This window comes from Anaerosolibacter sp. (genome assembly GCF_029240175.1).
Lineage (GTDB): Bacteria > Bacillota > Clostridia > Peptostreptococcales > Thermotaleaceae > Anaerosolibacter.
The window spans coordinates 1-21799 of sequence record NZ_JARBTM010000005.1 but is presented as its reverse complement, the minus strand read 5'-3'; the positions used below and the strand labels follow the sequence as shown (position 1 = coordinate 21799).

The window sequence follows — 21799 nt, the reverse complement described above, 5'->3', positions numbered from 1 at the left end:
TTTAAGCATATTCGTAGAAAATCCTGCTGCCGATTACGAATATCTTATGTGCATGTATACTATAGAAATGGAAGTTTAAAAAGTTTTGTCGGCTACTGGTATTTTTATAAAAAAATTAAGCCTATAGGGGTTTTACAAAGATATTTACTCCTTTAGGCTTAAAAATAATCTTTTTATACATTTTTAGAAATATCTTCCTTCTATCCTCACGGCTCTCTCCAAGTGCAAGTGCGCTGTGGTTAGAATGCTATATGTGCTTCCATACCTCATACAGCACATTTTTGCCTCTTTTATTCTGTAAACACCCCTAGACCTATAGGGATTTACTTAAAACCTCAAAATTTCTTTAAATAAGACCGTTTGCTTGATATGATTTTAATACTTGAATCATATAACTTAATGTTCCAAAATCTTTATCCACTTTACTCTTTAGAATACCTAACCCTTTGATTAAAGTTTCTTCATCAAAATGTGCTAATAATATCATCATACTAATAGGACTAATCTCACCTTTTTTGGTATCCAATACTCTTGCAAATTTAATATACTCATTTTTCATAGCCGCTTTAGCTGCACTCTCAAGTCTTTCACTTATTTCTAATCTCGGCATTTCATTAAATACTTTAATTTCCTTATTTGATAACTCCAGATTTATAGCTTTACTTGTATCTGTAGATACGAATATAACGTTTTTAAATTCTGCCCCTTCAAAGTCCACACCCTCTAAATTTGCTGAATCAAATACTGTATTTTCAAATTTAGCTTGCTTAAATTTGCTATTTTTAAGGTTAGTTGCAACAAATTCTGCAGATTCAAATGTACATTCAAAAAAGTTACACGATTTAAACTGTGCACCTCTAAAACTTGTATGATTAAAGTTAGAATTTGAAAAATCACAGTTGTAGCAATTACTTCTTCTTAAGTCTTTGTTCACAAAATCTGAACCTGATTTTTTCCTATTGCTATAGTTTATTTGGTCATTCACTCTTTTACTTATATTCATCTTTACCTCCATCTAAAATATATTTCATTTTGCCTCACTATTCACTTATTCTACTCCCTATTATTAGAATCTATCTTTCCCAAGTTATACAAATAAAAAACCCTCATATCAAAAGATATAAGAGTGTAGTTAGTAGAATAACATATTTAATAGGCTATAGCAATCTATTTATCAGATTACTCACCAAAATGCGTTGATGTCAACATTTATCTAGGCAACTTTTTTAATACCCATTCTCTATCTAGATTTATAATAATTCAAAAATTTCAAACCAAATTCTAGACCATACTCTTACTACCATCTATCATAATGTATTCTTGTTTTATTAAATCTATCTACTGGTCTCCTTTGCTCATCTGGGTATCCCACAGGTATTATGGATAATGGGATTACACTAGCAGGTAAATTTAAAAGATGTTTTATTGCCTCCACTCTGTCTTCCATTGGGTAAACCCCAAGCCATACGGCGCCTAAACCTTTATCTTCGACTTCTATTAATATATTTTCAGTAGCGGCGGAGCAATCCTGTACCCAATATCCTTTATATACTTCTTTTGCTTCATCTCCACAAACTACAATCGCAACATCTGCATTTAATAGCATTTTTGAATAGGGATGTACTTCCGTGATTTTTTTCATAATCTCTTTATCTCTTAACACGATAAATTCCCAAGGTTGTTCATTTCCAGCAGAAGGTGCTGCCATACCTGCTCTTAACAATTCTTCTACGATCTCATCACTTATCTTTATATCCTTAAACTTTCTTATACTTTTTCTGTTTAATATCGCATTCATTTATACTTACCTCCTAATTGGGATCTTCCATCATGCATGGTATTATTATAAAAAATAAGTTTACATATAACAAGTACGCACTATTTTGTATTATAGTACCTAAAAGGATACTATAGAAAGGAAAAGAAGTATGATTAGCAAGTTCTTGACTGAGAGGATCTGAAATAGTAATACATTCACTGGTTAACATTGCAATGGAATGATCTCGTATCATTGTTTTCATAAGTTAAAGATACGTACGGGCGATCAAAACGTTTTTCATATGCATTATTTTCTTTAAGTTGTTGATTCCAGAAAAAGTTTATTAGGCCAATCTTGGTAAGTACCTTGAAGAGGATTTTCATGCCCGTTCCCAATCGAATTGGTCTGGCTAATTGGGAAATATTTGTTGGGTTGAATTTCCCTTCATAAACTAAGCTCTCAATGGCCTTAACCAATGGTTCCATAATTTTTTCCTGAGCCTTAGCCGGTCTCATCTGCAAACCTTCCACCCCGCCCTTAATGGCCGTACCAATATATGTTCTTCCCAATCTGAGAGCCAGTTGTTCAAGGTATGCCTCAAGATAGTGAGATTGACTACTTTCAGGAAAGCCAGATTGTACAAAAAAGCTTATACTCCCTTTGGAGGCTTGAAGTTTCTCGATAAATCCCATGACGTGAGAAGGCATTGCATGGACATACAGGGGCATGAAGAACATAACATGTTTGTCGCTTTTGAAATTCTCTGCCCACTCATCCCATTTATCTTCTTCCTTCAAATCACGAATCTCAACTCTATCGCAAAGGGCTTCAACAGCTTTTTTCAGAATGAGTGTCGAATTGCTGCCTCTTCTTCTAGGAGAACCGTTGTAAATCACGAGTGTTTCCATGGGTTCAATTGATGCAAAGGTTACAACATTGCATTTAGCCTTCCTTGATTCCAAGGGGTGCAATCGATGACTGCCATCTTTTACAATTCGGTAAGCTTTAGACTGAAAATGGTAGGCAGTACGATACAAATAGTCCTCAATAACCTGTTCTTCTTGATTTGTTAAACCTTCAGTATCATAGTAAAATACCATATCAGGATAGCACTGATATCTAGCAACATGATGACATTCTCCATCTACAATTTCTATATATGGATGGTAGTGGGGAATAGTCCTGTCCAAAAAAGCTTTGGCTTGATGGCTGATAAAGCCTTGGGCTGTATTCATTAGCAAAATTACAGTATCACTGTTTACATAGTCAGGATAGAATTCAGCCATTCGATCCTTCATTACACATCTGCCAGGGGTCTTAATCCAACAGTTCCAACAGCCAATGCATGCAGTTATGGATTGATCTCCTAATCTAACAACGTTCAAAGGTTCATCATAAAGCTTTTGGATGGCCTCGATCATTTCACCATCTTGTTTCTTTCTTAGATCAAACAAAGTTTTCATTTTTACCTGCCCCTTAATCCCCTCAAATAATTTTAAAATCAACCAATGTCATATTCCATTCATATGTACTACTTTAAAATATTATCATGATAGTGATAAAATCTTCTAACCCTTTGTCCCAACCTTTTTCCTCTCTATCCTCAAAACCGTCTCAACGTGCATGGTGTGTTGTAGTTAGCATACGAAAACATGTTGAAAACATAACCATTTCTGCAATTCTATCATGCCTTTTATTTCTTGTCATATTTTTATGGACAAGATAATATATATTAACATTCATATATGATTCAAATGCATATGGATTATGCCATATGACGTAATCTTATTTGATCTTGAGGAGGAAATACATATGAGAAAACTTTTTCAGCTATCAACAAACAGCCACGTTTTTGTAAATTATATGGGCTTTGCAGGTCTCTCTGCTTTTTTTTTATTAAATATAGCTGGACTCATGGAATATGGTAAATATGCATTAGGTATATCCAATCGCTTCATTTTTTTCTTACCTGGCATCAAGCTACTGTTAAATATAGATCTTTTATTTATTGTGGCTCTCATCCTGATGTACAATGCCGTTGAAAAATTTTTAAATCCTAAGCTCTTCTTAATAGGAATCTTGCTTATAGGCATTGTCGGCACTGTGTGTATTCTAGCAAAGGACAAGACTATGGCAATGATTGGAATCCTAGGTTTATATGGCATAGGAATCTCTCTATTTGCCAGTATCATCGGGTTTAGTGCCCTTATCAAAATAGGGAAAAAGAAACCCACTCACAAATCCAATCATTATGAATCATAAATTATTGTTTTGCCGTATTGAAAAGGAGCTTAAATCAACGCTGGTTTAAGCTCCTTTTTCATAGTTGACCTATAATTTTTCAAAGCAGTTGACATGCTCTTTTTTCCTTGTCACGCTTAAAACCACACATATGATCATTAAAACAATAGCGCCTACAATAGCACCCATACCAGCTAAAATACCAAAAGCATCCGATAATGCACCCGTTATAATTGGCATGATAATAGCACCAATTCCTCCTAACATTAGCAAGACACCCATCGCCATAGGATACTCCTTAATGATATCCCCAACTGTAGAAATTGTTGTAGGATAAATACCTGCCATAGAAAATCCTAATCCCATTATAGCAATGGTAATAATCTTTAAGTTATGTGTAGAAAGTAACAATAGATAAAAAGCAGCAGTTCCACAGCTAGTTGTTAACAGCAGTACTTTCTTTGATACTTTATCTCCCCAAAATGCGCAGGTTAATCTACCAGCAAGAATAACTAACCACAATAAGGAAGCAAGCATTTGAGCATATTCTATGGTCATGATATTTGAGTCAATGAAATATTTAACCATCCATCCGTTAATAGTTGCTTCCGCACACAAATAAAAAAACATAATCCCAGCACTAATACAAAAACTCCTGTTCTTCAAAAATTCATAAGACTTTTTCTTTTTCTCTATCTTTTTCCCAGTGTTATCTATTTTCATCCTTGAAAAAAGAAGCATAGAAATAATAGCAAGAACAATAATAACGCTGGCAGCTATTTTCCACCCCAGTTCCCCTGAAATATTTGTAGATACAATAACTAAAAATGGAGAGGTTAAAGCACCCACCGCAAAAATACTATGCAAAACATTAAGGGCTGCTGGACTACTATTAGACACCTCATTTACCATGGTGTTATTAAAATTAGAAATACTCCCCCTACTTAATCCTGTAAATAAAAATCCTAAAATCAATAGGACTGGATTACCTGTTAAAATCATGATCAAAAATCCCATGACAACAAAGCTACATAAAAATATAATTGATTTTTTTCTGCCTAAATATAGAGGCAACACCCCTGCAATAAATCCAGAAATTAAGTTACCTACTTGGTGGGCAGAAATCAATCCTCCACTTACTGTATTGCTTAAACCATATTCCATACTGATTAAAGGGAGTAGTGACCCTAAAATCATAGCGTATAAACCATTGACTGCAAACACGAAAAAGCAACAATTTAAAACGTATTTTTGATCTTTGCTAAGCTGTGTGTAAAACGATTGATTTTTCATATTCTTTAATTCTCCTACTTATATATAGTTGATAATCCTAATAAGTATAGCATATTCTAAAATAATTACAAGGAAACCTTCTGTCCTAAGAATAATAGGTTGACCTTTTGGTAGAGTTTCATTAGCATTAGTTGGAGGGAACATATCTATTGGCTGAATTTCTTCTTCTCCATGCTAAAGATGCACACTAAAATAAACTAACATTGTGAAACATATAGGATAATCTTTTATCCCAGTATTGATAGGATATAACCGTTTCAACAACCAATTGCGTATTAAAACTATGGGCATTGACTTTGATGCTAATAAACCCAAAAGTCATGGCAAATACGTTTACCATGACTTTTGGGTTAAAGATTTTTACATTCACTTATTCTGCCAATAATGCATTTCTGATTTTCCCAGTACTTTTCTTATCGGCATCTAAGGCGATTCCATCACCAACTTCTTTTAAAACAATCAGCTGATTATCTTTCACACTTAGCACATAATATGCGTCATCAGCTACCAGCTTTATATAGTAATAGGTAGTTCCGTCTATAGCAGCAGTTTTGATGTGCTCTATTACACCTGAAATGTGCTCTGTTTCGGTTTCTGTTACTGTCATACGATTATTTTTTAAGAGCTCCCTATATTTCTGCTGGGTAACTTGGATAGTTTCCCCGGTTGCAACAATCTGATATTTTTCAACGTTAACCATACCATACATCTTAACCAGACCGCCGGCATCTTTTAATGCCATGATATAGGTAGGCTGTCCTTCCACATTTAATAATAATGGAAATGTTGCTTCATAACCTAAATGCTGGACCACCCCTTCTGCACTGCTCATAGAAGAATATTCTTCCGCTCCTGAAACTGGAAAATAAATCGTTTCCTTGGTTCTCTTATTGGAGAGAATGAAACCTATGTTACTTTCGTCTCGACCCACAGAAGTTACACCGGTATATATCCAATTGTCATTGCCTTGGGGAATATAGTTATAACCCTCAGTGGTTACCTTCACTCCTTTTTGTCCAAACACAGAGTTCCAGTAACCGTTTTGCAGACTTCCATAATCATCATATTGTGAAGTGATCAAATCCGAATTATAGACGTTATCTACCCATTCAGGTAACTCTCCAACAGAATATTTCTTTATGTCACCTGTCACAGCATCTACTACTAGAACATAATCCACATCAACGCCGCCAAATAGGCCTATTGTATGCTTTTCAACGGGCACTATCCAAAATGGCGCTCCGTCCTCATCTGCTTCAAAATTAAATGAACTAAACAAAGCGAAAGGATACTTCATTCTTAAATACCTTTTCAAGTCTCTTCCAAAGAACTCACTGGGGCTGTATTTTATTCCTTTTTCCAGTCTCACCAGCTCTGCTTCCTGGGTCATCATATCAATTTTGATATATCCCGGCGTTCCTTCATTTTTGTTGTTATTCCATTTAAAGAAGCTTCCATAATATAGCGGCGATATACGTACAGATTTTCCGTTTAAGGTTATCTGCTCATTTTCCCCTAATTCAAACTGGGACACTACATCTACTAGACTACCCAGTTTCCTGTTACTGATCTGGACAGCTGAACCTTTATCAAGCAATGGAACATTGTTCAATGTTCCCTGATAAGTTGAAAAGTCTGCTTCTTTTATGTCCTCCTTTATCAAATTAGCATAATCCGATGGGTTAAATAACCTGCCGCTTGCAAAACTGGAGATAATAAAAGTCAATACAAATAAAGCTATGGCTATTCCCCCAGCCTTTGCGACTACCCCTGCTTTGTGTTCATTTTTATTGGCCTTCGTTACACTGGCTATAACTAGGGATACTTCAAATAATGAGAGCAATATTATTAAATAAATCCAAAATCCCACTGACTCAAAGCTAAATGAAGGCAATGCAAAGTAATACACTATGCCACCCAAAATTACTGTTATAACAAACATCCCTAGGGCTTTCTTAATATCTCTTGTCATTTTATGATCTTCCCCGTTTCTCATAAGCATTTACAACAATCTCATAATCAACTAAGACTCAGTTCAGATGGAGTTTGTAACTTCACCTGAACGCCAAGTCGAGTTATCCAGGGGCTGTACAACTCTTATCTCCCTTTTGTAGAAACTGGAGTCTTAGAGTTGTTAGCCATCGGATAACTTGATGATTTGCGCTACATCCAATCCATCAATAAGAGCTGTTCATATTCATTATAACTTAATACCTCCATTTACATACAGAATTCTTTTTATCAAAATAGCTAAGATATCTATCCCATTTGATTTCGTCTCTAGGATTTTTATCTTTAAATCTTCAAATTTCATAAAATTCCCTCAGACCTATGGGGGCTGAGGGAATTCATAATATAGATTAAATTATTCTCATTTCGTTTCTCTTTGCCTAACAATATACAAGGACCGATCCCACCAGCTATTGCTAGAACCGATTATCTTTTTTCATTTACCGCCACTGCACCAGCGGTTGCCTGCATAGGATACGATTCCATAATCCCTCCGTCTGTTATTATCTCTACAAGATTTCCTACCTCAAATTTTCTACTTACATTTCTATAACCAATGGCTACATTCTCTGAGATGTCTTCAAAGAAGTTGGTTTCATTATTTATGGTTATCCAAATCAGACCATTCACGGTAGTGTCCTTAGAATCTACCAATATACGTTTTCCCCCTTCCTCAATCTCCATTATTTTACCTACAACATCGGGAGCCTTTACTTTTGCATTGATGACAGGGGAATTTATTTTCGCGGATAATATATTGATCTTCTTTGCCACAGCTTGAGCTGGATAGGATTTTGCAATAGGACCCGTAAAGACTGCCTCTAAAATATCCCCTTCTTTAATTTCCCCATAGGCAAAGTCCTTGGTTATTTCCACACCATCCTTCATTACTTTTGTTTGCATATTGACGGTAACATAAGCAATATCCAGCATAGTGTCCTCCTCCAACTTTCCTTCAACCAAGAAGGTTACACCATCCTTACCCTTAACCAGATTTTTGACTACACCCCTTACGCCTATTTCTTCCTTTTCTTCAATTATATTATCAATAAGTATTGTTTGGCTTTCATTGTCCCAATTAATATTTAATCCTGTTAGATTTGCTATTGCTCTTATGGGTAGGTAGGTTCTGCCATTTATGATTATTGGCGTAATTAACCCATCATTGGAGTCCTTTAACTCAATCGCTTCATTGTTATACTTCACCGTGATATCCGGCCTCAAGGTAGCACTTACGTTATTGTATACTGTAGTTGCACCCACTGTAGATAGGCCTGTAATGGCTACTATTGCACATACTGATGCAGCCTTTGCAAATTTTGATTTCATGTCTTTTCCTCCTCTAATAAAATAATTCATTAGCTATTATGGTAGTTAGACGATGAAATTTTTGCACCGGTTCCCTATCTGATAACATTTTTCTAATCTAATCCATTTGATACTTTTGGTTTTTACGCTTCATCACATCAAAACTGATTTTCGTATCTTTTGAAAAATTCATGATATGTACGGACATTTTCCAATTCTGTCCACTGTTTCACATGAACTGGATTTTCATCAAGATCATATATTTTCGCGCCACCCATGGCAAGCAGAAATGGGGAATGTGTAGATATAATAAATTGACAGCCAAAAAATCGGACAGAATCCTCAATAAATTTCATTAATTCCATCTGCCGTTTTGGAGAAAGACTATTTTCAGGCTCATCCAATATATACAATCCATTTTCACCAATTTTTTCAGTAAAATACAGAAATGCACTTTCTCCATTGGAATATTCTCGCACATTATCCATCAATTCATTTCTCACAAAACGGGACTGGGTTTTACTTCTAGCAGTATTTACTCTTTTAAGCTGCTCGTAATCTGCTATAGATTTCAACTGAAAGTGAGAATATTTCACATCCAGATATTCTTCAAACAGAGCCTCCCGTTTTTGATCAATGCCTTCATTGAGGTTACGGATATTCAACATATAGTCAAATACATCATCACTAGTAATAATTCTGCTATTTTCAGGAATCTCAGCTTCAAACTGCATCTCACACATATTTACATAATCTGAATAGAAGTTTGATTTATTATAGATCGAATCGCGATGGATTCCTATTTTTTCTGCGATCACATTTAATGCCGTTGACTTTCCCGAACCATTTCCTCCATAGAAAATCGTAACTGGCTCAAAATCAATTCTTTCAAAACCATTTCTTGATAATATCTTAAATGGATAAAACGAGTCATAGCACGTTCTTTTTATCTTCATGAAAAAGTCAAATTCCATGTCCTCATTTGGGAATGTAAAAACATTTAAATAAACCATTATATTCTCCCTTATCATAACATTATATAAATAATCTTCAGATCAAATTCGATATGGACATTTTTCTGTACACTTAAAAAATTATATCCAGCATTTCATTTCACATTTATCTCTTTTTTACAGGAAATTTATCTTGTAAGTATTTCCATATCAATATATACGACTCCTTCTTCTTCTGCATATTTGCTTTAATTCTTTCTTAGAGTACAACAACTTCAAATAAAAAGTTCCCTCAGACAGTAGTCCGGGGAACGTAAAACATGCTTCAATCGAAATATCTTAAATCTATTCAATTATGAATTATATAGGATTTCTATTCATTAAGCATAATTGTTTAATTTTTGCATAAAACATAGCACGCTAAATTAAAGGTGCTTCGGGGACATTTTATGATTGTTTTTCATTGTTCTTCTTTGCCACAACTTTTTCTGTGGTAATCTTTGCTTTCTTAATAAATTTCTTAGTTTTATTCTTCTCTTTCTTTAATTTATCCGGGTTTTTAAATGACATACGATCCCTACCTTTCAAATTTATTCTAAATTTTCATCTATTTCGCTCTTTGTCAACATCAAACTCTACATGCATGGTATATTGCGGTTAACATGCACATGCCTACTAGGAAATACTAATATCCCATGTGCCGGGTTTCATGACTTTTTATTGAATCACTTATATTATTTCTATTTCATATATAAGTTTATCCTTCTTTCAAGTGATAGATTTGGAGTGAATACAGCGATTTTATCAGATGTTTCTAATCATCATACTGCTCAACTCTTTCTCTATCAAGGCAACTACCTCAACATGTGTTTTTATAAAAAGATGATACTACTTCGCAAAAAAATGATAGCCTACCCCCGATAGTCCCCTTTTGGGTTTAGAGGGTGTTTCCTATAAATGAGATCTATATAGTTCTCGCCAACTTTTAGTTTATTCAAGGATTATACGTTATAGCAGATGATCTAACCCATCCCTTGATGTTAGCATTTCAAGATTATTAAATATCTTCTCTTCGTCCCAATCCCACCATTTAAGCTCTAACAATAATTCAATTTTTTCATCGTTAAACCGTTTCTTGACAAGTTTTGCTGGATTCCCGCCATATATTGCATATGGTTCAACATCTTTTACTACAGTTGCGTTAGCAGCAATAATCGCACCGTCACCAATTTTAACACCCGGCATAATGGTTACATTTTGACCTATCCAGACATCGTTGCCAATCACAGTATCCCCTTTAAATGGCAGTTGTTCTACTGTAGGCGTAGCCTTTTCCCAACCGCCGCCAAAAATATTAAAGGGATAGGTTGTTATGCCCTCCATCCTATGATTTGCTCCGTTCATAATGAATTTAACGCCCTCTGCAATTGCGCAAAATTTACCTATTATTAGCTTATCTCCTAGAAACTCATAATGATGCTCAATATGATCATAAAATTTCTCAGGAGACTTTTTATTATCACTATAATAAGTATATTCTCCAATCTCTACATTGGGCCGTTTAGGCAAATTACTTATATAGCAAACCGTTTTAATGTTTTCATTTGGATATAGTTTTTTCTTATCTGGTCCTGTCATGGATATTCACTCCTTTCGGCTTTTAAAATATTTCTTATCAGTTCATACTTTTAAATGAAACCATCAAGGATTTCATAAATCATTTCCCCTCACTTAATTTCTCTGATCAAATTGTACCATAAATATCCATAAAACAAAATTCACTCAAACCAGATCAGTCTGAGGGAATGTAGTGTATTCTTTATTATCTACTCTTCACGATCTCAACAACCATCTCCACATGCATGGTGTTTTTCAGTTAGCATGTATATGATCTTTGAAACACAAACTGAAATTGACTCATGTAATTACTTTTTTCCTTCTGAAAAAGCGACCCTGATTGGACCGCCTTCCTAGCTTTCATCTTTTATTTAGCTCCCCAGGAGCAAGACAACATCTTCTCCATTATAAAATTTCTATATACCCTTCTGTGCCATGCACACGAATTCGTTGCCCATCTTTGATCAGCTTGGTAGCATTCTCCACTCCGACAACTGCTGGTAAGCCATACTCCCGTGCGATAACTGCTCCATGGGTCATCAGTCCGCCAACTTCGGTGACCAGTCCTTTTATGGATACAAACAATGGTGTCCAGCTGGGGTCCGTAAAGGCAGTGACTAATATATCTCCATCTTCTAGATCAGCATCTTCCATGTTTAAGATGACGCGTGCTCTTCCCTCTATAACGCCTGAAGAAACAGGCAGACCTGCCATAGCGCCCGCTGGAAGATTTTCTCGTTTGTACTCGCCTGCAATGATTTCACCATCAGAGGTGATCACACGTGGAGGCGTTAGTTTTTCAAATAATTTGTACTCTTCTTTTCCCTTGCAGATGATATCAAAATCCAGTTTATTTGTGGCTATGACTTCCTGAAGTTCTTCAAAAGTGAGGTAATATATATCTTCTTTTTCATGAATAACATTTGTCTGTACGAGTCGATCGGCTTCTTTCAGTAAAGCCTGCTTATAAACAAAGTAGCGACTAACCATGCCGTATTTGGGATATTCGCGATAGCCAATGAAATTTCGGATTCGGTCGATCATTCGTTTTGTTTCTTTGGCTTTATGTTCACCCTCCGGTAATTGCTTCAATCGATCTAATAACTCTTGTTCTTTTTTCAAAGCTTCCTGTAGCCCTTGCTCAAATTTCCGCTGGCTGGCATTAGGCTCAAAGCTTTTGATGTTATTGAGAATCATGGGGATAAGTATCGTTGGTTTTTCGCTCCAACGAGTTCTGGTAATATCGATTTCTCCGCTACATCGCATTCCGTATTTGTTAAGATAAACATAGATAGCATTTCGGATTTTCTGCCCACCATCAAACTTAACCAGTTCATCTAAAAAGTTATCATCTTTTACATTTTGTAAATAATCAATGACTTCTGGGTAAGGACGAATCACATCTGCCACATCCATTAACGCCAGACCCATTTCCGATGTGATATTGTTTGGTACAGATTGAGAAAGTATGTCTGCTGCGTTCTTCTCACCCAACCACTCGTTCATTTTTTCATTGATCCAAAGTGAAGCATTTATGGCAGCCGTAAATACAGCTGTACTTTGTGGGTCAAATAAGATCCTCTTTAACTCCTGGATATCTTCTAGTATAAAATCAATTAAATCTGTTCCTGATTTCCCTTGGATGTTTTGTTTCAACGCTTGTATGGAGGTTTGACTTTTTCTAATCAAATCAGAAACGATTGACGGATTGTTTTCGATTTGTGCTTGAGGATCTGCAGTCGGCTTAACTTTATCGCTATTACCGGAACTCTGCTCTTTCTTATCATTTGGTAAACATTTTATAAAATCTCGCTCTATGATGGTCATAATTGCGTCTTGTGTGAGCGGTTCGAGTTGTTTCATGTTATTTAATAACATTTTTCTGCCGTCTGGTGAAGCCAGCATTTGTGCCACATCAATAAACAACCTTCCACCAGCTTTAAACCAGCGACCAAAAGATATTAACTGCATGAATGACATCCCCAATGGTTTCAAGGGGTCGGTCATCATTTGTTGATGGCCAACAGATAGATAGACATGGTTTTCTTTATCATTCGCTTCAGGGATGGGGTATAAAGTTGTAATTGGCCGACTTTGGACAATGTAGAATATATCATCAGCCAAACACCATTCGATGTCCTGGGGGCAGCCGAAGTGTTCTTCGATCTTTCTGCCCATGTGTGCAAGCTGCAAAATCTGCTCATCCGTCAGCGTTTGCCTATTCTGCTGCTCAGGCTCAATCTCCTTTTCTTTCGTACCGCCTTCTTTTAAGGCATATAAGCCTAGCTTCTTGGTGGATATCTTCTTGTCGATAACCTTGCCACTACGCACTTTATAGATATCCGCATTCACCAGGCCGGAGACCAAGGCCTCACCAAGGCCAAAGCTGGCATCAATGGATAACACCTTCCTATTAGAAGTGACTGGATCGACAGTAAACAAAATCCCTGACGCCTGGGGGAAGACCATCTTCTGAATAACCACAGACAGGTGGACTTTACGGTGATCAAAGCCGTTTTGAAGACGGTAAATTACTGCCCTCTCGGTAAACAGCGATGCCCAACACTTACTGATGTGCTCTAGGATTGCCTTCTTTCCAATAATGTTCAAATACGTATCCTGCTGTCCTGCAAAGGAGGCCGTCGGTAAATCCTCTGCCGTTGCACTGGATCGTACTGCATAGGCATCTTCTTCTCCAAGTCTGGAGATAATGAGAGTGATCTCTTCTTGAATGTCTTCAGGAATGGCTATCTCTTCGATAATCCTACGAATTTTACTGCTAATTTCACTGATTTTATCCCGGTCTTCCACCTTTAGAATCGATAACTGGTCAAGTAATTCGTTAAGCGACGACGTTTCCCCAATGACTCTTTTAAAAACTTCAGTGGAAATACAAAAGCCATCTGGTACGCGTATTCCTTCAATCCTGGAAAGTTCTCCCAGGTTCGCGCCTTTCCCACCAACAATCATGAGTTTTGTTTTATCAACATCCTGAAAACCAATCACATATGAACTCATATGTTTACCTCCTGTGATCATTTTATCGATATTCTTCGGGCTAACGCGATTTACTGGGATATTGTACTAGCCTACCTATAATGTACCTTTTTGAAATATTCTATATACCTCTCCAACAAATCGTATGAATGGCTTTTTCATTATAGCAATAGTGAATGAAAACAAATAGTCTAGATTTACATTTTTTTACATGTTATAATTAAAGTAGAGAGCATTAATTTTCAAAGAAGGAAACATTCAAGAAAAGATCACGATTATTTAAATAATCATGATCTTTTCTGGTTTAATGATATATCTGCGCTAAAATGCGATCCATCACTCGAATATTTCTGAGGGTTTCGTCTAGAGCTAATAAAGGATTCTCACCATATAACACCAAAGTACATAAGCTTAATACATTGTATATTCCGCAATTTTTATTTGCTCTGCATCGGACTTTTGATTCTCATAGAGCATCCTCTTGAATTCATATTGACTGTGCCTCAAAGCAATTTCCATAAAACAAAGGAATACTCCCATATCAATGGAATTATAGAATGGAAGCTTTGCCTTAGGTATAATCGAACGTACTTCTGTTGAGCGAAAAATTCGGATATATTTATTCTCGCGAACTACACGCCAAGGCTGAGAATTGCAGGCACTCGGAGCAAATCTGACAACATTTGTGACATTCGGTAAGTATTCACCGCTCCAAATTGCCTCTAAATCCTTACGTTTTGCCTTTGTGTAGTCTTTCCTAAATTCTTCCAGCAGACTTTTCCCGAAAGCCAGCATAATCACATAGTCAAGTTCATTACACTTTAACTTATCAGGTTTCCCCATGCCATACCAGCACGCACCAATATTATGGAATGCCATCCAGAGATCCAGTTGCTCCAGAATATATCCCACATTTATTAGGTAATTTTCTTTTTGTTCACTATACACCAAAAGACAGTATTCACCACGCTTACATGTTGTTTCTTCACGTTTAACAAGCCTATACTCAATTTTTATATTATGCAATAATGGAACAACCTCATTAAGGTGCTGTTCAATATTTTGCAATTCCTCTAAAGAAAGCGTCAGCGTATCATCAAAACGTCTGAACGACTTGCGTTTAAAAAACATATCATATAAATTGTATATACAAATCATCTCCCCCTGTTAACGCTATACTAAAAGGGTAGTAGATTATAAAAATATTATCAACATAATTTTTATTTACAGCAAATCATCTTAATATTGACCAGTGCTTGAGCCCTTAAACAAAGTTCCCCCAAACTAATCTGTTTGAGGGAACAAAAACACACTTCATTTTCTCTTTTCTCACAACTACCTCAACACGGATGGTATGTTCTTCTTAGCATATTGTAAATCTGTACGAAATTGCAGTAGTTGGCACCTTAATTATAGCAACAGCGCTAAAAGTATCTGTCTTGAAGTTTATTTTTGAGAATCAAGTATAAATAAAGAAGCGTCATGACCCATGAATATTTTACTTCCAGTATAAAAAGTTTTGGATTGAATTTCTTTATACCCTATTTTGTTCAAGAGATCGATAAGCTTTTCTTGTTCAAATCCGTTATGAACCATCTCTGAGACGATTTCTTCATTTTTATTAAAATCTACGATTAGTAAATGTCCTCCTGTACTTAGAACATCATATAGCCTTGATAAAACTAACTCTACATCATTAATGTGGAGTAAAACCTGAGCCATAAAAATATAGTCAGCATGTAAATCCGATAGACTTTCTTTTTCGAGATCAAAGCATAATGTATCTACATCTGGAATATTTAAGTGGGTAATTTTTTGTTTTATTTTATCAATCATATTTTGCGAGGTATCCAGAAAAAGCATAGAATTGAACTCATTTAATAAGTTCAATCCAACAAGACCAGTTCCACACCCAAAATCAATAGCATTCTTATTATTTGCGTCGACTAAATATTCACGAATGGCATCTGATGTCAACTTAGCAATTTGGATTCTTTCAATAGTATCATATCTATTAGCCATCATTTCAAAGATATCGGTATTTCCCATGATTATCTCTCCAATCTGTCTTAATCTTAAAAACCCACATACATACTACAACATCAATATAATAAGGTTACCCTATGAGAGTTTCTGAAATACTCTATCTGTTTAGATACGTTATTCATTGAAAATATCGTCGATCGCTTGAACAGCTAGTTCCAACGCTTTAATTCTTCTTTCTAAAAGCGTTCTTTGAGGACTTCCTGCCTTTGATTTAGCATAAACAGCCTCAATGGATGGGAGTAAACCAGTAAGAACATGGCGAGCTTCAACTAATTCTTCCCGGGTATAATTGTGGAGTCTTTGATTCCAAACGTATTCTAACATGGCTAAGCCAATATAAAGAGCCTTGAGTCGTTTCTCTAACAAGGTAGTATTTGCACCTTTATGAGTCATCTGAGCCAAGGCATTTTCGGATTTACTGATTGATGATTGGAAGGATTTTATTGATTCCAATTTATTTGCATTTGATACGTTTTCCATGTTAGGCTCTCCTCTCCTTGTCTCTGAATTATTTTGCTCGATACTTGATAAAATCGTTAAGAACCTAATTTCATTCCCACTGTAATTAATAATTCATCTCTGCGGGTTTGTAGTCTTCAGGTAATTCTTCTTCACTTAAAAATTTGAAATTGTCATCACGCAGAATTGGTAAAAATACTTCGTATGGAATCCTAGAAAACTCACAAGCATAATTACTAGCTCCGAACCACATCCCCGCTTTGCTGCTCAAATTTAAACCTCTGGCAAATTTTGTATAGTTTGAACAATCATGAACTGCTAAATCCCAGTTTTCTTCAACAGCTATTTTCATGAATTTCAGTGTTAATTCCCTACTCCAAATCGGAGATATATAGCCATGTCTAGAAATATACATGTTTTCCCCATAATAATTGTCTATGTTATTCTCATTTAAATGTAATTCTGCACAATTGATAAAATCGAGTTTTGTCTCGAAGATCCCTTGCTTTTTCTTTAAAAAAGCTTCGAAAAACTCAGGAGTCATTGGTGTTTCAATACCTACATTTTTAATATATTTTTTCGCTATGCCAATATTTTTAATAACTTTGTCTGAACACTTAGCAGCACCCAGGTTGAAACGTATCTCGTTAAGACCGGCTTCACCTAATGCTTTTAATGTCTCTTCCGTAGCTAAAATGCCATTTGTATATAGATGTTGGTGAATCCCCGCATCACTAAATTTCTTTATCACCGAATAGTATTTTTCAATTTCCATGAATGGCTCTAAATAAACATAGGAAATGCCAGAGGGTTTCTGGTGGATGGAAAGAAGTAAATCAATATCTTTCTCATAAAATTTAGTGCCCCCAATTTCCCACATACCTTCACCAACTGGCGGAATATCTTCTAGTTGTCCATAATTATAACAGAACTTACATTCTATGTTACATTTATTCGTTTTCCTAATTGCACTCAACCCAGTGCCCAACAAACAAGAACGACATCCATTTGGGAATTTGCTTTCATTTCCCACGAAAAAAGTTCTATTCTCCAAGGTTTTCAAACCGCTAATTTCCGACATTAACGTATCATTTCTATGATCGATCGCTGCCTCTATTTGCGCAAAAGTAGCGTAAATGATTTCTTCATGTTTTGTACTCATTTCCTCTTCCTCAGGCATGATAGAAAACAATTCAAACCATATCAATGCATCTTTCTTTGAAATTTTCATAACCTAACCTCCTCTAATTAATCCTTCATAAGACTCAATTCAAATCTTCATGCAATACTAGCATCTTAATTTTCCCATTCCTCTAAAAAAGCACGGATTCGGTCGCTTGGCATCGCCATTCCTGAAATGAAATTACGAAATACATTCTCATTTCCACCTAAATTTATACCAACGACTTCCAAATTTTCATTCAGTAAAGCGCTGCCACTGCTACCCTCTGATAATATTGCTGTATGCTTAATCATTGGATATTGCATTTTTCCTGCTTCATCACCAAAGGGTCTTGGTTTTCTGCTGCTTATTTTTCCAGCTGTAACTATATTTCTTTTACGGTATGGATTACTCATAGATGCAACTATATCTCCATACTCAGGTATTTCATCTGCAACCGGTAGAACTGTATAGACTTCATCAGCAATAAAACTAATTAAGGCTAAATCATATTTATCATTTGAGTATTCGATTACAGCTTCTGGAAATTGCTGATAATAATTGACTATTCCCTGAAATGCTCCTCCTCTGCTTAGATAATCTTTAAAGTCTAGATCATCATACCCCATAACAACAATTTGAGTTTTATCAATATCATCATTTTCTGTAACCACATGCTTGGCTGTAAGCGCATAGTACTTATTACTTTCCTTACGGATAATTACTCCACTGGCACCTGCTGATACTGATGTGGAACTACTGTTTCCTTCGTTCCTGTATTTTAGTTGAACTATCTTTATATTTGCTGGAAGGGCATATTTGACAACCCTTTCCATGAATTCTCTATTCATCGTTTGGTTTATGAATGATTTAATTGAGGGAAGAAAAAAGGAAATGATAAGCATAAAAAAGACCATTATTTTGAGAAATATTGTTTTTTGTCTTGTTTTCATTTATCTTCACTTCCTAATTATACTAATAATTTATTCATTTAGCTTCCATAGCCTTAAAGCATACAATAAATTCAACAATACTATAGGCCAAAAGCCTTGATTTCACTGATTATTTTCGCTTAAAAAGACAAACTGTCTCTTCATGTGTGGTGTATTGCAGTTGGCATATATAATCTTAGAAACATAAATGTGACAAAGAACCCTCCTCTGTCACGTATTTTTTCCTTCTGATTTCTGATATATATGAGATTTCTCGGACCAAGCTTTTCGCTGATCTTTTATTACACATTTTTTATCATACCATACTATCCGTATAAAAAAAAGTAAAGCGACAGAGTAGCGCCATTCCCTGTCACACAGTGGGTCGAAAGGTATTTATGAAACAATAAAAGCCGGTAGGTAAATAATCCTATCCGGGCCCGTATTTATGCCTATCATAGATGACTATCATAGGAATTTTACAGTTATTAAAATATCCTACATATTTTCTACAAACTGAACTTTTAATCCATTTGGATCCAATATATAGAAAAACTTTACATGTGGATTGGGTTGGAAAGGCCCGCCTTCGATGGCTATCCCTTTTTCTTTAACTCTCCTAATCATCTCATCAACAGATTTAACTTCGAAACCCCATGAAATATCTTTTCCGATGCTTACTTCTTTTTCATTTTTATTACATATTAATTCAACCTTTGTTTCTCCGTCACCTAAAAATACAATTTCAACTTCTGGTCCAGCCATAAATCTTCTATCCACTTTAAGTCCTACTATCTCTTCATAAAATTTCAGTGATTCCTCCATATTCTTTACGCTTAACGTACTCCAACAGAATTTCATCATAGCCCTCCTATTAATTCACTTCTTCTTGATTGATTTAATACTTATTTTATATCCAACACATGATAAAATAGGAACTCATTTCTTTAACTAAATCCTTTCAGCAATTTGTAACCATGTTTCTTTAGTTAAAAAACTCTCTTCCACTTGCTCTTCTAACTCTAAAAAGCGTTTATAGGGAATGCTGAATGAAAGGATATCTTTGTTGATAAACTTTCTTGCAGAAGGGTCAGTTAGTCCGATAATACACTTCGGATCCTTCCCCTCAGCTTGTGATAAAGCATATAGTATAGACTGCTGACAACCCGAACCAAAATCTATCTTAACGTTGTTTTGGGTTGATTTGTCATAATTGGCGAACCACATCAATGCAGAAAGTTGGTCTGCATTGGCTAGAAAGATGATGATTTCTGGTATTTCATCTTCAGTCAATTCCGATAGCGGTTTAAAAATAATATACCTTGGAGATGTAACTTCTGGTAATTCAGATACAAATTTCGCTGCTAACTCAGGATTCTTCTTGTAAAATTCTCCTTCCTTACCGCAGGGAACACCAGTAGATAAAAAGTATTCGATAAAACCTAATTGAAAGCGGTTGAATCCAAGACCCACTTTACCACCCGGACAATTGGTGGTCTTATCATCAAATACTGCCACGCGCCCTTTGGCTGCAGCATCTAACATTGAAATAACGCAACCCCATTTTCCTTCTTGAAAGTGTAAGCCATTCTCGGGTTTGGAGTTTGAACGAAATACGGCAACCGGCTGACTTTTCAGCTTGATAGAATCAGCAATTCTACTTTTCATATTAACACTCCTTTTCTTATTGCGATATGGCATATCATATAACTTTCAATTTTATCATTTAGTTGTCAAAACAACCACAATGATAAAAATACTATTTAAGATTATCAAATATTTGATTTAACATTTTTTTCATTTCTGTGACTTTATTTCTTTCTATTCCTATTGTTGCTTCCTCTAGTAATTTCATAACTATAGGAATTAATTCCTCCCTCAATGCCCAGCCACGATCAGTCAAAAAGATTTGAAAAGCTCTTTTATCTACAGGATGGGGTTTTCGAATGATTAATACTTTCTTTTGCAATTTCTCAAGTATGCGGTTAGTATTTGGTTTATCTTTATAGATGTTATCTGCCAACTCTTTTGGAGTGGCACCATCTTGTACCCATAGGCAGTTAAGTACAGACCATTGTTCTGGCGTAATGTCATATTCTTTGAATCGTTGAAACATTTCATTTTTTAATTTTGTATTCGTTCTATTTAAAATAAATCCTAATGAATCATCTAATTTAAATTCTATTTCTATCACCCCTTTTAGTTGTCAAGACAACCATATTATACTCCTCTAAAAATAATCAGTCAATACATAGGCTCAATTTGATTTTCAGAAAAATATCAAATAAGATTGAACTTAGTCGTAAAAAGTGTTATGCTACCAATGATAAACTCTAACAAGTGTCTTTACAAAATAATAATTGATTACATGGGAATATTATAAATTAAAGAGCTTATTCTTATAGGCTCTTTTTTAGTGATTTTAGTGATATAGCGAGGTAATAATATGATAAAAGTTGATAATTTGTCCTACTCATTTCCCCAGAAGGATCTATATAATAAGATTTCATTTACACTAGAAGATGGACAGCATTGTGCTTTCATAGGATCAAGTGGCAGTGGAAAAAGTACACTGGTAGATATAATTATGGATCCAGAAAAATATTTGTTCGATGGAATATTAAAGATTGACCCAGATTGTAGAATTGGATATGTAAGTCAGTTCCCGCAACTAGACAAAACAAAAGAAACTACAGTTTTCGAATATATAGGAGAAGAATCTATTAAGCTACAAAATGAGATAGCATCTATTTGTGCTGAAATGGAAACATCTTCGGATATTGATGCTTTGATAGAAAGGTACCAACAAGCTTTAGATGTATTTGATGCGATTGGTGGAAATGATTTCGAAAGCAATATTGATAAGAAACTATATCTAGCAAACCTCACCAAGCAGAAAAACCAAATGGTAACTGAGCTTAGTGGTGGGGAATTTAAACTTATTCAGGTCATTAAGGAAATGCTTAAAAGTCCAGATTTAATCATTATGGATGAACCCGATGTGTTCTTAGACTTTGAAAAC

At 35.4% G+C, this 21799-nt stretch carries 20 protein-coding genes; 2 read left to right on the top strand and 18 right to left on the bottom strand.

The window, feature by feature from the left end; genetic code table 11:
• Positions 1 to 346 precede the first annotated feature (346 nt).
• The 3 genes from K0R93_RS04065 to K0R93_RS04055 all read right to left on the bottom strand — a co-directional run bounded on the left by K0R93_RS04065 (position 347) and on the right by K0R93_RS04055 (position 3222).
• Positions 347 to 1003 carry a pentapeptide repeat-containing protein gene (locus K0R93_RS04065; protein ID WP_300297936.1) on the bottom strand — a complete coding sequence of 219 codons (657 nt, stop codon included), beginning with the start codon at positions 1001 to 1003 and terminating at the stop codon, positions 347 to 349.
• Between the two features lie 294 nt (positions 1004 to 1297).
• Complete coding sequence (locus tag K0R93_RS04060) at positions 1298 to 1798, bottom strand: nitroreductase family protein (protein WP_300297934.1); 501 nt, start codon at positions 1796 to 1798, stop codon at positions 1298 to 1300.
• Between the two features lie 176 nt (positions 1799 to 1974).
• Positions 1975 to 3222, bottom strand: coding sequence for a hypothetical protein (locus tag K0R93_RS04055; RefSeq protein WP_300297932.1), 1248 nt, complete (start codon positions 3220 to 3222; stop codon positions 1975 to 1977).
• Between the two features lie 349 nt (positions 3223 to 3571).
• Here K0R93_RS04055 and K0R93_RS04050 point away from each other — a divergent pair, with 349 nt between their 5' ends.
• A complete protein-coding gene (locus tag K0R93_RS04050) occupies positions 3572 to 4021 on the top strand; it encodes a hypothetical protein (protein WP_300297930.1) in 450 nt (149 codons plus the stop codon).
• Between the two features lie 69 nt (positions 4022 to 4090).
• Here K0R93_RS04050 and K0R93_RS04045 read toward each other — a convergent pair whose 3' ends face one another.
• The 15 genes from K0R93_RS04045 to K0R93_RS03975 all read right to left on the bottom strand — a co-directional run bounded on the left by K0R93_RS04045 (position 4091) and on the right by K0R93_RS03975 (position 20971).
• Positions 4091 to 5293, bottom strand: coding sequence for an MFS transporter (locus K0R93_RS04045; protein WP_300297928.1), 1203 nt, complete (start codon positions 5291 to 5293; stop codon positions 4091 to 4093).
• Between the two features lie 370 nt (positions 5294 to 5663).
• Positions 5664 to 7265, bottom strand: a complete 1602-nt coding sequence (locus K0R93_RS04040) for a CvpA family protein (protein ID WP_300297926.1) — start codon at positions 7263 to 7265, stop codon at positions 5664 to 5666.
• A 464-nt stretch (positions 7266 to 7729) separates the two neighbouring features.
• Entirely contained in the window at positions 7730 to 8632 is a 903-nt protein-coding gene (locus tag K0R93_RS04035; RefSeq protein ID WP_300297924.1) for a DUF3221 domain-containing protein, read from the bottom strand.
• A 137-nt stretch (positions 8633 to 8769) separates the two neighbouring features.
• Positions 8770 to 9624: an AAA family ATPase gene (locus K0R93_RS04030; protein ID WP_300297922.1), complete on the bottom strand. Its 855-nt coding sequence runs from the start codon at positions 9622 to 9624 to the stop codon at positions 8770 to 8772.
• A gap of 387 nt (positions 9625 to 10011) precedes the next feature.
• Positions 10012 to 10134 (bottom strand): hypothetical protein, encoded by a 123-nt coding sequence (locus K0R93_RS04025; protein WP_300297920.1) that lies wholly within the window; start codon positions 10132 to 10134, stop codon positions 10012 to 10014.
• A gap of 438 nt (positions 10135 to 10572) precedes the next feature.
• On the bottom strand, positions 10573 to 11202 hold the full coding sequence (locus K0R93_RS04020) for a Vat family streptogramin A O-acetyltransferase (RefSeq protein WP_300297918.1): 630 nt from the start codon (positions 11200 to 11202) through the stop codon (positions 10573 to 10575).
• Between the two features lie 384 nt (positions 11203 to 11586).
• On the bottom strand, positions 11587 to 14199 hold the full coding sequence (gene ppsA, locus K0R93_RS04015) for a phosphoenolpyruvate synthase (RefSeq protein ID WP_300297917.1): 2613 nt from the start codon (positions 14197 to 14199) through the stop codon (positions 11587 to 11589).
• A gap of 390 nt (positions 14200 to 14589) precedes the next feature.
• Entirely contained in the window at positions 14590 to 15336 is a 747-nt protein-coding gene (locus tag K0R93_RS04010) for a nitroreductase family protein (protein ID WP_300297915.1), read from the bottom strand.
• Between the two features lie 288 nt (positions 15337 to 15624).
• Complete coding sequence (locus K0R93_RS04005; protein ID WP_300297914.1) at positions 15625 to 16227, bottom strand: class I SAM-dependent methyltransferase; 603 nt, start codon at positions 16225 to 16227, stop codon at positions 15625 to 15627.
• A gap of 111 nt (positions 16228 to 16338) precedes the next feature.
• On the bottom strand, positions 16339 to 16704 hold the full coding sequence (locus K0R93_RS04000) for a hypothetical protein (RefSeq protein ID WP_300297912.1): 366 nt from the start codon (positions 16702 to 16704) through the stop codon (positions 16339 to 16341).
• Between the two features lie 85 nt (positions 16705 to 16789).
• A complete protein-coding gene (locus K0R93_RS03995) occupies positions 16790 to 17914 on the bottom strand; it encodes a radical SAM protein (RefSeq protein WP_300297911.1) in 1125 nt (374 codons plus the stop codon).
• 65 nt (positions 17915 to 17979) lie between these two features.
• A complete protein-coding gene (locus K0R93_RS03990) occupies positions 17980 to 18798 on the bottom strand; it encodes a S1 family peptidase (RefSeq protein ID WP_300297909.1) in 819 nt (272 codons plus the stop codon).
• A gap of 477 nt (positions 18799 to 19275) precedes the next feature.
• Positions 19276 to 19638, bottom strand: coding sequence for a VOC family protein (locus K0R93_RS03985; protein WP_300297908.1), 363 nt, complete (start codon positions 19636 to 19638; stop codon positions 19276 to 19278).
• Positions 19639 to 19728: 90 nt separating this feature from the next.
• The gene (locus tag K0R93_RS03980; protein WP_300297906.1) at positions 19729 to 20445 is read right to left on the bottom strand and encodes a DUF169 domain-containing protein; all 717 of its coding nucleotides are present in this window, start codon (positions 20443 to 20445) and stop codon (positions 19729 to 19731) included.
• Between the two features lie 91 nt (positions 20446 to 20536).
• Positions 20537 to 20971 carry a MarR family winged helix-turn-helix transcriptional regulator gene (locus K0R93_RS03975; protein WP_330685012.1) on the bottom strand — a complete coding sequence of 145 codons (435 nt, stop codon included), beginning with the start codon at positions 20969 to 20971 and terminating at the stop codon, positions 20537 to 20539.
• Between the two features lie 252 nt (positions 20972 to 21223).
• Here K0R93_RS03975 and K0R93_RS03970 point away from each other — a divergent pair.
• Positions 21224 to 21799, top strand: a 576-nt coding sequence (locus tag K0R93_RS03970) for an ATP-binding cassette domain-containing protein (RefSeq protein ID WP_300297904.1), incomplete at its 3' end; no start/stop codon positions are given.

What these genes read in the sequence shown, in the direction of transcription:
- K0R93_RS04025 (WP_300297920.1), bottom strand. Translation starts at nt 10,134, where the DNA reads ATGTCATTTAAAAACCCGGATAAATTAAAGAAAGAGAAGAATAAAACT.
- K0R93_RS03990 (WP_300297909.1), bottom strand. Translation starts at nt 18,798, where the DNA reads ATGAAAACAAGACAAAAAACAATATTTCTCAAAATAATGGTCTTTTTT.
- ppsA (WP_300297917.1), bottom strand. Translation starts at nt 14,199, where the DNA reads ATGAGTTCATATGTGATTGGTTTTCAGGATGTTGATAAAACAAAACTC.
- K0R93_RS04005 (WP_300297914.1), bottom strand. Translation starts at nt 16,227, where the DNA reads ATGGGAAATACCGATATCTTTGAAATGATGGCTAATAGATATGATACT.
- K0R93_RS04040 (WP_300297926.1), bottom strand. Translation starts at nt 7,265, where the DNA reads ATGACAAGAGATATTAAGAAAGCCCTAGGGATGTTTGTTATAACAGTA.
- K0R93_RS04035 (WP_300297924.1), bottom strand. Translation starts at nt 8,632, where the DNA reads ATGAAATCAAAATTTGCAAAGGCTGCATCAGTATGTGCAATAGTAGCC.
- K0R93_RS04000 (WP_300297912.1), bottom strand. Translation starts at nt 16,704, where the DNA reads ATGGAAAACGTATCAAATGCAAATAAATTGGAATCAATAAAATCCTTC.
- K0R93_RS04065 (WP_300297936.1), bottom strand. Translation starts at nt 1,003, where the DNA reads ATGAATATAAGTAAAAGAGTGAATGACCAAATAAACTATAGCAATAGG.
- K0R93_RS04030 (WP_300297922.1), bottom strand. Translation starts at nt 9,624, where the DNA reads ATGGTTTATTTAAATGTTTTTACATTCCCAAATGAGGACATGGAATTT.
- K0R93_RS03995 (WP_300297911.1), bottom strand. Translation starts at nt 17,914, where the DNA reads ATGAAAATTTCAAAGAAAGATGCATTGATATGGTTTGAATTGTTTTCT.
- K0R93_RS04060 (WP_300297934.1), bottom strand. Translation starts at nt 1,798, where the DNA reads ATGAATGCGATATTAAACAGAAAAAGTATAAGAAAGTTTAAGGATATA.
- K0R93_RS04045 (WP_300297928.1), bottom strand. Translation starts at nt 5,293, where the DNA reads ATGAAAAATCAATCGTTTTACACACAGCTTAGCAAAGATCAAAAATAC.
- K0R93_RS03985 (WP_300297908.1), bottom strand. Translation starts at nt 19,638, where the DNA reads ATGAAATTCTGTTGGAGTACGTTAAGCGTAAAGAATATGGAGGAATCA.
- K0R93_RS04055 (WP_300297932.1), bottom strand. Translation starts at nt 3,222, where the DNA reads ATGAAAACTTTGTTTGATCTAAGAAAGAAACAAGATGGTGAAATGATC.
- K0R93_RS04010 (WP_300297915.1), bottom strand. Translation starts at nt 15,336, where the DNA reads ATGATTTGTATATACAATTTATATGATATGTTTTTTAAACGCAAGTCG.
- K0R93_RS04050 (WP_300297930.1), top strand. Translation starts at nt 3,572, where the DNA reads ATGAGAAAACTTTTTCAGCTATCAACAAACAGCCACGTTTTTGTAAAT.
- K0R93_RS03980 (WP_300297906.1), bottom strand. Translation starts at nt 20,445, where the DNA reads ATGAAAAGTAGAATTGCTGATTCTATCAAGCTGAAAAGTCAGCCGGTT.
- K0R93_RS04020 (WP_300297918.1), bottom strand. Translation starts at nt 11,202, where the DNA reads ATGACAGGACCAGATAAGAAAAAACTATATCCAAATGAAAACATTAAA.